The following is a 14,355-nucleotide window of genomic DNA, read 5'->3' on the forward strand; positions in this document are numbered from 1 at the left end:
ATAATGAAGCATTTGGACGGAACATGGGAAAGGATAAAATGTTTGTATTATTTACAAAAGTCTATTTTAAGGCTGTTTTCCGCTAAAATCAGCCTGAGCTTGTGCAATTAAACGCTTTGTCATTTCTCCGCCAACAGATCCGTTTGCGCGGGAGGTAGTATTTGAACCAAGGTGGACACCAAACTCTTGTGCGATTTCCATTTTAAATTGTTCAAGAGCTTGTTCAACTCCTGGAACAATTAATTGATTTCGCCTTGCCATTCGAATTCAACTCCTTTTTGCCTGTTTACGCATAGTTTGCAAAAAAGAAGTGATCTGATGTGTGGAACTTGTTGGTTAAAAATAAACGGTGTAGTTGACCGTAAAATGTTGATATTGGTATGAATTTACCAGCATATAAAAGGAAATGTAAGAAAACTATATAAAAAAACTATTCAGTACAAGCTGACCATTAAATATAAGAGATATCAACTATATACCGCGTTTGTATCCATCAAGAAAAATTAGTTATACTTATAAAGAAACGAATTGTTCGGGTTTACATATTTTTATTATGAGCTATTAAAGCTTAGTATGAAAATGTTATCGGCGTATTATTTTGAAAATATTGAATTTTATAAAAAGGGGTGAAAAAATGCCGATCATTGAGGTAAAAAATTTAACAAAAATTTTTGGTAAAAACCCCGCTCAAGCATTGAAGCTATTAGATGAAGGATTTTCAAAGCATGAAATTTTACAAAAAACCGGACATACAGTGGGAGTGAATCGCGCTTCCTTTTCCGTTGAGGCTGGAGAAATTTTCGTCATTATGGGGTTGTCTGGAAGCGGCAAATCCACATTGATAAGATTGCTCAACCGGTTGATTGAACCGACTAAAGGAAGCATTTTTATCGACGGGGACAATTTATCAAAAATGGATAAAAAATCATTGCGAGAGGTGCGGAGAAAAAAAATCAGCATGGTTTTTCAACGATTTGCCCTATTTCCGCACCGAACGGTTTTAGAAAATGCAGAATTCGGACTTGAAATTCAAAAGATCCCAAAAGAAGAACGAAGGGAGAAGGCAATCAAAGCGCTTGAAATGGTCGGATTAGGACAATATTTGGAGCAAAAGCCTAATCAGCTGTCAGGCGGAATGCAGCAGCGCGTAGGACTTGCGAGAGCATTGGCAAATGATCCTGAAGTGCTGTTAATGGATGAGGCCTTTTCGGCCTTGGATCCGCTTATCCGAAAAGAAATGCAGGATGAATTGCTCGATCTTCAAGGGACGATGAAGAAAACCATTATATTTATTACACATGATTTAGATGAGGCTTTGCGGCTTGGAGACCGGATTGCCTTAATGAAAGACGGAGCGATTGTGCAAATCGGTACGCCCGAAGAGATTTTAATGAATCCGGCAAACGACTATGTCGAAAAATTCGTTGAAGATGTAGACAGATCGAAAATTTTGACGGCGCAGCATATTATGAAACGGCCCGAAACGATCAATATTGAAAAGCATGGACCGCGTGTTGCATTGGAAAGAATGAGAGAAGAAGGGATATCCACCATTTTCGTTGTTGACAGCAAACGAAATCTAAAAGGTTATGTAACAGCTGATGATGCATCAGAAGCAAGAAAAAAAGGTGTTCGTGATATTGAAGAAATATTGCGGACAAATGTTCCGAAGGTTGAAAAGGACACACCAATGTATGATATTTTTACGGTCATCCACGACTCGCCGATACCAGTAGCAGTGGTCGAAAAGGAAAAATTAATAGGGATCATCGTTCGCGGGTCAGTCATCGCGGCTCTTGCAGGTGAAAGCGAGGTGAGCACAAACAGTGCTGAATAATGTGTTGGATTTTGTTCCGAAAATTCCAGTTGCGGAAAAGATCAAACAATTTACGGACTGGGTGACAAATTCTTTTTCGTTTTTGTTTGATCCGTTAAAAAAATATTTTGAGGATTTAATGGAATATGTGGCGGATTTGTTGGGGGCTGTGCCGCCTGTTCTAGTCATATTGATCATTGCCATTATTGCCTTTTTTATAAGCGGAAAAAAGTTTGGGCTGCCGGCATTTTCCATCGTCGGCCTTTGGTTTATTTACAACCAAGAGCTTTGGGATCATTTAATAAGTACATTTACTTTAGTTTTGATTGCAAGTTTATTATCCGTCATCATCGGTATTCCAATAGGTATTTTAATGTCTAAAAGCAGAACAGCGGAAGCAATGATTACTCCTATCTTGGATTTTATGCAAACGATGCCTGCATTTGTCTACTTAATACCTGCCGTTGCTTTTTTTGGCATCGGCATGGTGCCGGGAGTGTTTGCATCATTAATTTTCGCGACACCTCCTACCGTTCGTTTTACGAATTTAGGAATTCGCCAGGTGCCGAAAGAATTGATTGAAGCTTCTGATGCATTCGGTAGCACAGCAGTTCAAAAACTATTTAAAGTAGAACTGCCGATGGCGAGAGCTACAATTATGGCCGGAATCAATCAAACCGTCATGCTGGCATTATCAATGGTTGTCATTGCCTCGATGATTGGAGCGCCGGGTCTTGGAAGAAACGTGTTATCCGCTTTGCAGCGCGCTCAAATTGGTCCCGGATTTGTTGCAGGTATCGGTATTGTCATATTAGCCATCATTATCGACCGCTTCACTCAAAGCATGAACAAGAAGCATGATCATGTATAGCAAGTTGGTCTCTTTTCGAATTGAAAAATTAAAAAGGAGTTTTGATATTTATGTTTAAACGAATTTGGAAACGCCTAGGACTTGTTGCCGGAATTTCCTTGTCGCTTTTAGTGGCTGGCTGCGGATCAAACGGGGGATCTCAAGGGGGGGCGGCAGATGAAGGAAAAATAAAATTGGTTTACGTGGAATGGGATACGGAAGTCGCCTCCGCCCATGTCATCAAAAAAGTTTTAGAGGATCAAGGATTCGATGTGGACATTACACCTGTTGATAATGCTGTTATGTGGGAATCTGTTGCAAAAGGTGAGGCAGACGGCATGGTTGCCGCCTGGCTGCCGGCTACTCACGGAGATTTATATGAAGAATATAAAGATCAGCTGGAGGATTTAGGTCCAAACTTGGAGGGTGCGAAAATCGGGCTCGTCGTTCCGAAATATATGGACATTCAATCAATTGAAGAGCTCGATCAATATGCTGGCAAATTAAACAAAACGATTACAGGCATTGAACCTGGAGCGGGCGTTGTAAAATCAGCGGAAAACGCTGTTAAAACATATGAAAGCCTAAAAGGCTGGCAAGTCCAAACATCTTCAAGCGGAGCTATGGCAACGGCTTTAGGGGAAGCTTATAAAAATGAAGAACCAATTGTCGTTACAGGCTGGTCCCCGCATTGGAAATTTGCTGCATATGACTTAAAATTTTTGGAAGATCCGAAAGGCTCCTTTGGGAAAGAAGAACATATATCCACATTCGTTCGAAAGGGATTAAAAGAAGATATGCCGAAAGCATATAAAATTTTGGATCAATTCTCATGGACTGCTGAAGATATTGAACAAGTCATGTTGGAAATTTCAGAAGGCAGTGATCCTGCTAAAGCAGCAGAAGATTGGGTCGAAGCAAATCAAGGTAAAGTGGCAGAATGGACAAAAGGTGTGGAATGATCTATTTTAAGAGGGGCTGTACAGAAAGTCAAATCGCCATTGAAAACAAAAAATCATAAACACCGATATATCTAACACATTAATGGGGGGCGTCAATAAGCCGTAAAAACGACTTATTAGACACCCCCTTTTATCATTTTTACATGGTCCGGAGCGCCTTTAGTTTTGATCATTTCAATTGTTTATTTTTAGTAAAGGCTGTTCTCTAAAAGATTTTTTATATGAAAATTTGTTAAAATACCTAAATGTGTTAAAATTATGTTATAAACCTTAAGGTAAGATTTATGTAAAGAGTATAAAGAACATATGTTAGTATTACAAAAAATGGTGGTGTGATAATGAGCGAAGACAAAGAAACACCTGGAAGAAGAAGAGAAAGACTAAGACGAGAAGAATTAATACGAAACCCAACTGGAAATATAAACGATGCGTTTAATAGAGCTGAAACTGGAAACCTTGCTGATTTAGTAGGTAGTTTAGGTTGGAAGGGTACTGGAATACTTATCCTTGCGATCATAATAGGTTTTATAGCCGCATCAATATTCTTAAAGTAAGGAGAGTGCTTTGAGGTCTTTTATTATGCATTTCTTAGTTGTATAATTTGATTTTTGACAAGCTGAAATAACACGTTTATCAAATGTTAAATCCTTTCTTTATTAATCAACGGAACTAATAAAGGCAGTGATCCAAATAACGAGTTCCAACCCTTTATAACCTTTCCACCCAACCTTTCAAGCGATTGTGGAAATTGTTAACGTGTTGAATAAGATAAATTCCTACCTTAACACGTTGCTTTTGGCTTTCATTGACCAACACCCCCTTCAATTTGGCAAGATTCTTATAATTCGTTGCTGTATCAGTGCATAGCAAAGCGGAAGGGTAAATAAACTCACCTATCACAGTTCAATTTCTTCAGTTTGAACACGCCCTGTTCCTGTTTTTCGAGAAATCATATTGCCATTTCTATCTTGTGCTGCGATAACTGCAATTGTAAAATTAGAAATCCCTCTTTTCTTGTCTTTCTTGCCACATTTCTTAACTTTTCTATGTGATTTCACGCTCCCTTAAAATGTTGCCCTTTGCTGTTTCTTTGTTATTATATAGGTATTGGCTGCTATAAGGAGGGGACTTATTTGAATCATCAAAAAAATGATGTTTATCTTAACATGATGGAAAATAGCTTACAAAGAATTTCAAACCATTTTCATGAAATGGTCAAGATGATAGAAGAAAAAATGGATTTTACATACGAGCGTTATACAGCTTTTGAACGAATGAAAAAGGAATTACTTGAAGACATGAGGGCGCTCGAATTTTACATAAAAGGTTCGGCTAAAAGTAGTCAAGCCCGAAAATAACGTTCGGGAATTGCACAACCGCAATTCCCGATCTAAAAGTTAGTTATTATTCATTTTTTGTCGATTCGCTTTCTTTATCAATGAACGCTTTTGCCCTTGTTTGAAAATGATACGTTAAAACAGCCAATACGGCAGCAACCGTCACATGGCAAATGCTGTCGATTTGAGCTTCCGATAAAGAATTTTGCTTTTGAAGAAGCCTTTTTGTTTGTACGAAAAGTTTTTTTTCAAACTGCCGATTGTTGTCGATCTCGACATTTTTTACTTGTTCCAACACATCTGTATATAATTTATAAAACATTAACGGACTGATTAAATCATCATTCCGGTCGGAAATCGTATTAAAAACTTTCATCAATAAGGAACGGACAGTTTCAAAGTCGAATATGGTTTTTAAATCTTTTACAATTAACAATAAAGCAGCTTGTTCGACCGAGTATTTTTTTCCAAGTTCAGGAGGACCGATGATTTCTTTTATATCACGCTTGACCCAATTTTGAACGGAAGTTGATTTCAAGGAAGTTAGTTCGCAAAAATTTCCTAAGATGACGATTTCATTCGTTGACAGTCCAAGCTCCCCTTTGTCTCTTTGTTTGCTCAATTTTTTGATGAAGCCAGGTATTTGGTTTGTTTGATCAGAGGGCAATTGTTGTTTCATCACTTCTTCAGGGGATAATTCGTGTATTCCTTTTAAAGATAGTAATAATTGAACCATAACGGAACGACGCAATTGAATTTTTCCCATAACATCCCCCTTTATTAAACAGCCTACCCTTATTTTTAATAAAAAGATATAAAAAAAACAAGCTTTTTATATGGAATTAATAAGTTCAGATAAATGTTTCTTGAGTATGAATTTGTAGAAATTGACACAATAACAAATTTTCAGTTTCGATGATCAAAATTGGAAAAACCTCTTTAAAAAAACTTGTACTTTCTTTATGATAGTATGAGCAGTAAAAAAAAGGATTGAACAAGGATGCTAGTAAATATTCGTAATCGATTAGTTTCACTATCACCAGCTCAGATGCTTGCTATTTTTTATTTTTTAGCTATCACTGTTGCGGTCATTTTGCTCAGTTTGCCGTTTGTTCACAAACCGGATGCCGAATGGACGTTTTTGGATGCATTGTTTACTGCTGTTAGTGCAGTAAGTGTAACAGGGCTGACAACTGTTTCAATCATTGATACGTTTACCGTTCCGGGGATTTTTATTTTAATGATTGTTCTCCAAATTGGCGGCATCGGCATCATGACGTTGGGCACATTGTTTTGGTTCGTTTTAGGCAAAAAAATAGGCTTAAGGGAACGTCAGTTGATCATGGTTGATCAAAATCAATTGAATTTGTCCGGCATTGTAAATTTAATGAGGCAAATTATGTTGATGATTTTGATTATTGAACTGATCGGCACCATCATATTAGGCACATATTATTTAAAATATTTTCCGGAATGGAAGGAAGCTTATTTGCATGGCATGTTTTCTGCCATCAGCGCCACAACGAATGCCGGCTTTGATATAAGCGGTTCGTCGCTCGTACCTTTTGCACATGATTATTTTGTCCAAATGGTTCATATTATTTTAATGACGCTGGGAGCTATCGGATTTCCAGTTTTGATTGAGACAAAAAACTTTATTTTGACAATTGGAACAAAAAGGACATACCGGTTTTCTTTGTACACAAAATTGACAACTGTGACATTTTTCGCATTGGTCGTTATTGGAACAATCCTGATCTATCTAATAGAATCAGGCAATTATTTATCTGATAAAAGTTTTCTCGAATCTTTCTTCTATGCTCTGTTTCAATCAGCTACCACAAGGAGCACAGGGCTTTATACAATGGATGTCAGCATGTTCAGCGAGACGACTTTGCTGATTATGTCCATATTTATGTTTATAGGTGCTTCGCCAAGCTCTGTGGGTGGCGGTGTCAGAACGACTACCGTTGCAGTCATTTTGCTAGTTGCCTTTCATTTTGCGAAAGGCTCCAGCACGGTGAAAGTATTTAAACGGGAAATACACCCAGATGATATAAAAAAATCAATTGCCGTTATGACAGTTTCTGTTATTTTGTGCTTAACTTCGATTGTCATATTATCTGCAACAGAACGGTTTACGTTAATGGAAATTATCTTTGAAGTTTGTTCAGCCTTTGGAACAACAGGGCTTTCACTTGGCATTACACCTGAACTTAGTCCGATCGGAAAAATCATAATCATGATCATGATGTTTATTGGTCGGATCGGCATTTTATCGTTTATCTTTTTAATTGGAAAACAGAGGAAGGAAGCCAATTATCATTATCCGAAAGAGCGGGTAATTATTGGATAAAAAAGGGATTGTCATAAAATCATAGGGGAGAGGGGGAATTTTTGTGCGGATTCGAAAGCTTTTTTTTAGTGTTTTTGTCGTGCTGGTGCTTTTTTCGGGATGTTCTAAAGATCCAAAGCCGGAGGATCGTTTTGCAGACTTTGTTGCCAATTGGAGAGACCAAAATTTTTCGGAAATGTATGACCAATTGACTGCCAATGTGAAAAAAAATATCAAAAAAGACGAATTTGTTTCCCGCTATGAAAAAATATATCAAGATTCAGGTGTGAAACAGCTGAAAATCGACTTCAAGAAACCGAAAGAAGAAATAAAGCCTGATAAAAACGGAAATATTACATTCCCATTTGCTGTTTCAATGGAAACATTAGCGGGGAAAATAAGCTTTGAAAACAAAGCCGTTTTAAAAAAAGAAGAAACCGATAATGGAAACGATTGGCGAATTGAATGGAATCCTTCCTTTATTTTTCCTCAGCTTGATGAGGGAGAAGAAATTTCCATCCAGCCGATCGTGCCGGAAAGAGGGGAGATTTTTGACCGAAATGGAAAAGGACTTGCCATCAATGGCCTGTTGTTTGAAATCGGTGTAGTACCGGGAGAAATGAAGGAGCAAAAAGAAACCATTTTGGAACAAACAGCGAAGCTTCTTGAAGTTTCCAAGGAGGAAATTGAGAAAAAATTATCCCAAGGCTGGGTGAAGGAGGACTCATTCGTCCCGCTGAAAATCGTAAATCCGGCTGATACAGAGCTTGTCAACAAACTTTTAGCCATTCCTTCCGTTAAGAAAAAAAATGTAACGGGAAGAATGTATCCTTTTGGCGAGAGCGCTGCCCACTTGACTGGCTATTTGCGGTCAATGTATAAAGAAGAGCTTGAGAAATATGAGGAAAAAGGGTACAGCTCTTCTGAGCAAATTGGCGCAGCTGGATTGGAGCAAGTTTTTGAAGATGAGCTGCACGGAACGACAGGTTGGATCATCAAAGTAAAAGGAACAGATGAAGTGATCGCCAAAAAAGAAGCTGAGAACGGAAACGATATTTACCTTACAATTGATGCTGATCTTCAGCAAAATATTTACAAAGAATTATCAACTGATTCCGGTGCAAGTGTCGCAATCAATCCAAAAACCGGAGAAACTCTGGCTATGGTCAGTGCGCCGTCCTATGATCCGAACGATTTTCTGACGGAATACAAGAAGAAAAAAGATGATCCGAATAAACCGTTTATGGCTAAGTTCAAAAATTTGTATACACCTGGTTCTGTTTTAAAGCCGCTCACAGCAGCGATTGGGCTCAATACCGGAACGATTGATCCGAATAAAAAGATTTCCATTCCAAAAGATACTTGGCAAAAAGACGGGAGCTGGGGCAATTATTATATTAAGCGGGTTCCATCCCCTGCAACACAAGTTGATTTGCGCGCTGCTCTTGCCTATTCAGATAATATTTACTTCGCCCAGGCTGCTTTAAATATTGGAGCCGAAAAATTTATAAAAGGACTAGAGTCCTTTGCATTTAATGAAAAAATTGATTTTCCGTTTCCTGTTGAAACATCGAAAATTGCAAATAACGGTATGGATAATGAAGTGCTTTTAGCCGATTCTGGATATGGACAGGGACAAATTCAAATCACTCCTTTTCATTTATCATACACCTTTACAGTATTTATCAATGGCGGAAACATGATTAAGCCCGTATTAATAAAAGAAGAAGAGAAGACACCAACCAATTGGAAAAGCCATGTTGTTTCAAAGGAACATGCGAATTTGATTTTTCAAGATTTGATTCAAGTGGTGGAGGATCCGAACGGAACGGCGTATAAACCTCGAACTCCAGGATTGAAGCTGGCTGGAAAAACAGGAACGGCAGAGCTGAAAGCGGCAAAAGGAGAAAAAGGTCAGGAAAACGGTTGGTTTGTTGCTGTTGATGCGGATAAAAAAGATCTTTTAATAACGATGATGATTGAACGTGTTGAAGATCGCGGAGGAAGCCATTACGTGGTTTCGAAAGTAAAAAATATTTTCAAAGCTATATAAATTGAAATAAAGGTTTTCTCCCGTTCCACGGCGAATAAATACAAAGAGAAAATAGGGGAACGGAGAGAAAACTATGATGCCAAATCACAAAGACGAGATCGAAAAGTTGTCCACTGCCATGAAAGAAGCAAAAAGTAAACGAGCATATGAACGCTACCAAGCGATTTATCTTCATTTGCAGGGATATACCAAAGGAGAAATCGCAACGATTATTGGTCGATCCAAGAAAACTATTTATAACTATATTCATGCCTACGCCCAGCGCGGTCTTGATGGACTGGAGATGAAATACTCACCTGGCGCCCCACGTCGATTGACCCCTGAGCAGGAAAAAGAGCTGGCTTTGATCATTGAACATCAGCTCCCCGTAGATGTGGGATTCGAAGCAAAATATAATTGGACGCTTGCGATAATCGCTGAACTCATTCAACAAAAGTGGGGGCCAACATACACGCTTCGCGGAACAAGTGACATTCTGCATCGGTTAGGGCTAAGCTATACGAAACCGACCTATACACTAGCCAATGCCGATGAAGAGAAACAAAAAGAATTCGTCGAAATCACCTTCCCTGAAGTAAAAAAAAACTGGTAGATGGGAACATCGCCCATGTCCTCTTTCAAGATGAGTCGATGATTCGTGATTACCAAGCGATTCAAAAAACATGGTTTGTCAAAGGAAAACAACGAATCATTCCGACGTTTGGAAAACATCAAGGGCTGAAGCTGATTGGCACGTTGAACTACGAAACAGGGGAAGTGTTTTGCATCGAAGAAGAACGCTATGACGCGGAAACATTTCTTCGATTTCTTCAACTTGTGTTAGAACGCTATCCCACAGGCAAAATAGTGATGATTTTAGATAACGCTCGAATTCACCATGCCAAACTCATTCAGCCATTTTTAAAAGAACACGAAGATCGGTTAGAGCTCGTCTTTTTGCCACCATACAGTCCGCAATTGAACTTGATTGAAGGGCTATGGAAATGGCTGAAATCAGACGTGATTTACAACGTGTTCTATTCGAGTGTGCAAGAAATTAGAAAGAATGTCCAAGCCTTTATTCAGCGAATCAACCAGAAACCAGAACAAACGATCGATCGTTTGTGTGTTCAGTTGTAAATCTTTAATTCAACTTATATAGAAAGTAAAAAAGGTCAACCATCCATTGCGAAGATGAATAGAATAAACGAATTTCAGTGATGTCATGAATCGCTTCTTTCATTGTTTGGCAGTTTTCCGAAATTACGCCAAATAAGAGCGGTTCTTTTTTTATGCAAACAAAGTGCTAAATCATCACTTTTTTTAGCTGCAAAACAGAAAACGGTTCAAAATTGCCGAATAGCTTGAAGTATAAAGCATCAAAATTGCCGCTTAACCCGTTAAAAAGAAGCACAAAATACCCTTGCGGAGCAAGAAAAAACTTAAGCATTGACGATCGGGCATCCATATGGAAGCACATCCCTTTTTCCATCTTTTATAGAAACAGCTGAATAAATGGTTTGTTTCTGAAAAAGATAAAAAAGAAAGGAGGATGCAGATTGAAGAGGAAACAAGCATATAATCAAGCAGAAAAAACGAGCAAAACACCGACAGAAAGCCTTCCTGAAAAAGAATTTTCAGCATCCTATACAGATGAAGACCCGATGAAAGGGGCTAACCGAAATTCAAAAAAGGGGAAAGCACATGGAACATAATAAAAACGTAAAGAACAAAAAAGATGTGGAACAAGATTTGGAATTTGGCAATGAACTGGGAGATTTTAATGCTGCGAAAATTTACGATATTTTAGAAGAAAACAAAAGAAAAACAAAAACAAAAGGTGAGGGATGTTAAGCTTCCCTCACCTTTTTCAGCGCAGTATACGGAAAAGAAAACATATGCGGCTGGTGATCGCTATAGTTGTAATAAACTAACAAAATTGCCGGCTCTTTTACTAATATCTTTTTTTGCAAATACAGCTCAGGATTAAATGGAAGAATTTCTAAAACCGTATGCTTATATAAATCTTTTTCCGAAAGAGACAGATTTAAAAAGGTTTTTCCAAGCATTTCAGGGTTGGACAGGATAAATTGATAGATTGCTGATTGCTCCTGTTTTTTAAGCTTTTCATCCCACCATGGCTTTCGCGGCTTTTGCTTCTGATTGCGCAAATAATCGTATTTCAGAAACCCTTCAACAGTTGGCAAATGTTCTCGTTTGCGTTCTTGAATAAACGAAAATAATCTTCGAAACAAATCTTCGAGCTGATGACCAATTCTTGCCCATCCGCGTTCATCCCAGTAGGCGCCAAATTCTTGAAAGAAATCAAAAGGCGTCTCAAACACTTCTTCTACTAAATATTCCACTGTCGCGTCCATTCGATGGTCGTTCCAAAATTTCTCAAGAACATCTTCCACCTGTTTAATTTTGAGAATATCTTCAAAAGAGAGAACGTTGTTGCTTAAAATTTCGTATGGCGGTTCATCCATATACACGTAGCCAAAATGATTAGCTCCAATTCTAAGACCAGTCCCTCTGAGCATTTTTAAAAAACCAAGCTGCAGTTCTTCAGGTCTTAATGCAAACACATCGTTAAAAGTTTTTCGAAAAGAGTTGTAGTCTTCTTCAGGAAGTCCGGCAATTAAATCAAGGTGCTGATCTATTTTTCCACCTTGTTTGATCATCGTCACCGTTCTGGACAGTTTTGCGAAGTTTTGCTTACGTTTCACTAATTCGTTTGTGAAATCGTTTGTTGATTGAACGCCGATCTCAAATCGGAAAAGTCCTTTCGGTGCGTTGTCATTTAAAAACTGAATCACTTCCGGGCGCATAATGTCGCCAGTTATTTCGAACTGGAACACGACGCCCGGAACATGTTCATCAATTAAAAATTGAAACATGTCCATCGCATATTTCCGGCTGATGTTAAACGTTCGGTCGACAAATTTAATTGTTTTCGCACCGTTTTTCATTAAATAGCGAATATCTTCCTTGATTTTCTCCCGATCAAAATAACGAACCCCAACCTCAATGGAAGATAAGCAAAATTGGCAGTTGAAGGGGCAGCCGCGGCTCGTTTCAATATAAACAATCCGTTTGCTAAGATGTGGCACATCTTCTTCAAATCGAAAAGGCGACGGCATCATTCGCAGATCAATTTTGTTCCTCTGCGGATTTACAATGACTGCTCCGTCTTTTCGAAAAGCTAAACCGCTCACGTTTTCCCATTCTTGGTTTCCATGTGCTTCCCGCAAAAACTGCTTAAACGTTTCTTCCCCTTCTCCTACGATAATAAAATCAATCTCTGGGATTTTTTCAAGCCATTCTTTCGTATCATAGGATACTTCAGGCCCACCAAAGACAATGATGGTTTCCGGCATTATTTTTTTCAGTATTTTCGCCACTTTGATTGTTTCTGCAATGTTCCATATGTAACAGCTAAAACCGATTATGTCCGGTTTTTTTCGAAACAAATCTGTTACAATGTTCATCGCGGGATCTTTTATCGTATATTCTGCCATTTGAACTTGAAATTCTGGCTCGGCATATGCTTTTAAATAACGTATAGCCAAGTTCATATGAATGTATTTGGCATTTAATGAACTGACAATGATGTTCATATTTCCACACCTTTTTCATAATGGATATTGAGAAGTAGCGATTTTCTACATTATTGTAACATATTCTTTTCAAATAAGAAGAAGCAGGGATTCACCCTTTTGATAAGTTTTTCGTACGCGTTCTTTTCCGTTTCTATCAATCACCTTAACAAGTCTACAGCTATAAAGCATATTCGTCGAGTGTTTTTGTCATTTTAACTGGTACAGTAAAAGTGAGTTACATATTAGACGTTCGTAACGGATGAAGCATTGTTTAAGAGTTTAGACAAATTTCTCTTTTTTTATGATGAAGTTTCATTCAGTCATTTGCGCGATTTCGGAGACACAGGTCTATGATTCCATCCAAAAAAGTTGTCAAAAAAGAAAAAGTTTATGGTTAGACGCTGTTATTTTTTCGCCAACACTTTGATTTTTATAAGTCTTTTCCAGTAAAATAAATGTACCGATATTTTGGACTTCATTTTGTTTAGTTGAACTTTGGGGTGAAGCAAATGGAATATAAACAAATCAAACCGAGAAAGCTTTATGAAGAAGTGGCGGAAGCCCTTTTAGATATGATTAAAAAAGGAGAAATAAAACCTGGAGAAAAATTGGAATCCGTTCATCAGCTTGCTGAAAATTTTCAAGTCGGCCGTGCAGCGATTCGTGAAGCATTAAGCGCATTAAGAGCAATGGGGATTGTTGAAATGAAACAAGGGGAAGGAACGTTTGTAAAAGAGTTTGATCCCATGTCATTCACGTTTTCTCTTTCGACAGCGGCGTTAATGAATATGAAAGATATTGAACATTTATTAGAGGTTAGAAAAATATTAGAAGTCGGTGCTGCATTTACTGCTGCAGCAAAGCGGACGGAGCAAAATCTCCATGATATGAAAGCTGCGCTTGACGAAATGCTTATCCATATAAACGATGAAGAATTAGGAGAAAAAGCGGATTGGAAGTTTCATAAAGCGATCGCAGCCGCTACGCAAAACCCCATTTTATTAAGCTTAATGAACAATGTAGCTGACATGATTGTTGAAACGATGCGGGAAACACGAAAAATTTGGCTTTATTCAGAGCAAGTAACCGCAGAACGAATTTTTCAAGAGCATAAAGCCATCTTTACAGCAATTGAACAACAAAACGCGGAAGAAGCACAGCATTTAATGCTCGCACACCTGACAAATGTTGAAAAGGTTTTGAAAAAACATCATAATACTCACATAAAAACAGGGGCTAAAACAGAGTCTTTTTAACTAGGAATTGACATATGATGCAAGCGTTTTTACACATGCCGCCTCTGACTTGAACTGACAAAAGAACTGTTGTTTTTTGCGGTAATAAAAAATTTTTCGGGAGAAACCCGTTTGGTCCGCTTCGACAAAGGATAGCTGCTGACATCTCAAAGATGCTGGCGGCTT

Annotated in this window: 15 protein-coding genes and 1 pseudogene; 11 read left to right on the forward strand and 5 right to left on the reverse strand. The window is 38.2% G+C overall.

Annotated elements, in window-relative coordinates:
* Nucleotides 1-66: 66 nt before the first annotated feature.
* The gene (locus tag NSQ44_RS06580) at nt 67-261 is read right to left on the reverse strand and encodes an alpha/beta-type small acid-soluble spore protein (RefSeq protein ID WP_063389383.1); all 195 of its coding nucleotides are present in this window, start codon (nt 259-261) and stop codon (nt 67-69) included.
* 373 nt (nt 262-634) lie between these two features.
* On the opposite strand from NSQ44_RS06580, the gene NSQ44_RS06585 reads away from it, so the two are divergent.
* The 4 genes from NSQ44_RS06585 to NSQ44_RS06600 all read left to right on the forward strand — a co-directional run bounded on the left by NSQ44_RS06585 (nt 635) and on the right by NSQ44_RS06600 (nt 4,182).
* Nucleotides 635-1,837, forward strand: coding sequence for a quaternary amine ABC transporter ATP-binding protein (locus NSQ44_RS06585; protein ID WP_340856082.1), 1,203 nt, complete (start codon nt 635-637; stop codon nt 1,835-1,837).
* Nucleotides 1,827-2,687: an ABC transporter permease gene (locus tag NSQ44_RS06590; protein WP_340856084.1), complete on the forward strand. Its 861-nt coding sequence runs from the start codon at nt 1,827-1,829 to the stop codon at nt 2,685-2,687. Before NSQ44_RS06585 ends, NSQ44_RS06590 begins: the two co-directional genes overlap by 11 nt.
* Before the next feature lie 50 nt (nt 2,688-2,737).
* Nucleotides 2,738-3,628 carry a glycine betaine ABC transporter substrate-binding protein gene (locus NSQ44_RS06595; protein WP_340856086.1) on the forward strand — a complete coding sequence of 297 codons (891 nt, stop codon included), beginning with the start codon at nt 2,738-2,740 and terminating at the stop codon, nt 3,626-3,628.
* A 338-nt stretch (nt 3,629-3,966) separates the two neighbouring features.
* A complete protein-coding gene (locus NSQ44_RS06600) occupies nt 3,967-4,182 on the forward strand; it encodes a DUF6366 family protein (protein WP_327863593.1) in 216 nt (71 codons plus the stop codon).
* Here NSQ44_RS06600 and NSQ44_RS06605 read toward each other — a convergent pair.
* Nucleotides 4,174-4,680, reverse strand: a pseudogene (locus NSQ44_RS06605) (IS1595 family transposase); the annotation flags it as partial. The gene NSQ44_RS06600 and the pseudogene NSQ44_RS06605 sit on opposite strands and share 9 nt — an antisense overlap.
* An 81-nt stretch (nt 4,681-4,761) precedes the next feature.
* Between NSQ44_RS06605 and NSQ44_RS06610 the strand changes: the two are divergent.
* Nucleotides 4,762-4,986 (forward strand): hypothetical protein, encoded by a 225-nt coding sequence (locus tag NSQ44_RS06610; protein WP_340856089.1) that lies wholly within the window; start codon nt 4,762-4,764, stop codon nt 4,984-4,986.
* Between the two features lie 46 nt (nt 4,987-5,032).
* Here NSQ44_RS06610 and NSQ44_RS06615 read toward each other — a convergent pair whose 3' ends face one another.
* Nucleotides 5,033-5,731: a DUF1836 domain-containing protein gene (locus NSQ44_RS06615; RefSeq protein WP_340856095.1), complete on the reverse strand. Its 699-nt coding sequence runs from the start codon at nt 5,729-5,731 to the stop codon at nt 5,033-5,035.
* Between the two features lie 234 nt (nt 5,732-5,965).
* Between NSQ44_RS06615 and NSQ44_RS06620 the strand changes: the two genes are divergently transcribed.
* The 3 genes from NSQ44_RS06620 to NSQ44_RS06630 all read left to right on the forward strand — a co-directional run bounded on the left by NSQ44_RS06620 (nt 5,966) and on the right by NSQ44_RS06630 (nt 10,472).
* A complete protein-coding gene (locus tag NSQ44_RS06620; RefSeq protein WP_340786640.1) occupies nt 5,966-7,321 on the forward strand; it encodes a TrkH family potassium uptake protein in 1,356 nt (451 codons plus the stop codon).
* Between the two features lie 43 nt (nt 7,322-7,364).
* Entirely contained in the window at nt 7,365-9,353 is a 1,989-nt protein-coding gene (locus tag NSQ44_RS06625; protein ID WP_445659493.1) for a penicillin-binding transpeptidase domain-containing protein, read from the forward strand.
* Nucleotides 9,354-9,426: 73 nt separating this feature from the next.
* Nucleotides 9,427-10,472, forward strand: a protein-coding gene (locus NSQ44_RS06630) for an IS630-like element ISBs2 family transposase (RefSeq protein ID WP_015374552.1) whose coding sequence is annotated in 2 segments (ribosomal slippage) — nt 9,427-9,930 and nt 9,933-10,472 — 1,044 coding nt in all. Because the reading frame shifts where the segments join, the coding sequence is not laid out codon by codon here.
* A gap of 166 nt (nt 10,473-10,638) precedes the next feature.
* On the opposite strand, the gene NSQ44_RS06635 is transcribed toward NSQ44_RS06630, so the two are convergent.
* A complete protein-coding gene (locus NSQ44_RS06635; protein ID WP_340856099.1) occupies nt 10,639-10,782 on the reverse strand; it encodes a hypothetical protein in 144 nt (47 codons plus the stop codon).
* 109 nt (nt 10,783-10,891) lie between these two features.
* Here NSQ44_RS06635 and NSQ44_RS06640 point away from each other — a divergent pair, with 109 nt between their 5' ends.
* Both NSQ44_RS06640 and NSQ44_RS06645 read left to right on the forward strand, forming a co-directional pair.
* A complete protein-coding gene (locus NSQ44_RS06640; protein ID WP_162877044.1) occupies nt 10,892-11,047 on the forward strand; it encodes a hypothetical protein in 156 nt (51 codons plus the stop codon).
* Nucleotides 11,037-11,186, forward strand: coding sequence for a hypothetical protein (locus NSQ44_RS06645; RefSeq protein WP_340856101.1), 150 nt, complete (start codon nt 11,037-11,039; stop codon nt 11,184-11,186). The genes NSQ44_RS06640 and NSQ44_RS06645 overlap by 11 nt, the downstream gene beginning before the upstream one ends.
* Here NSQ44_RS06645 and NSQ44_RS06650 read toward each other — a convergent pair.
* Entirely contained in the window at nt 11,183-12,952 is a 1,770-nt protein-coding gene (locus NSQ44_RS06650; protein WP_340856103.1) for a B12-binding domain-containing radical SAM protein, read from the reverse strand. The genes NSQ44_RS06645 and NSQ44_RS06650 overlap by 4 nt on opposite strands.
* A 491-nt stretch (nt 12,953-13,443) precedes the next feature.
* On the opposite strand from NSQ44_RS06650, the gene NSQ44_RS06655 reads away from it, so the two are divergent.
* A complete protein-coding gene (locus NSQ44_RS06655; RefSeq protein ID WP_327863591.1) occupies nt 13,444-14,190 on the forward strand; it encodes a FadR/GntR family transcriptional regulator in 747 nt (248 codons plus the stop codon).
* Nucleotides 14,191-14,355: the final 165 nt, after the last annotated feature.

The sequence above is a fragment of the Aeribacillus sp. FSL M8-0254 genome (assembly GCF_038008845.1).
Taxonomy (GTDB): domain Bacteria; phylum Bacillota; class Bacilli; order Bacillales; family Aeribacillaceae; genus Aeribacillus; species Aeribacillus composti.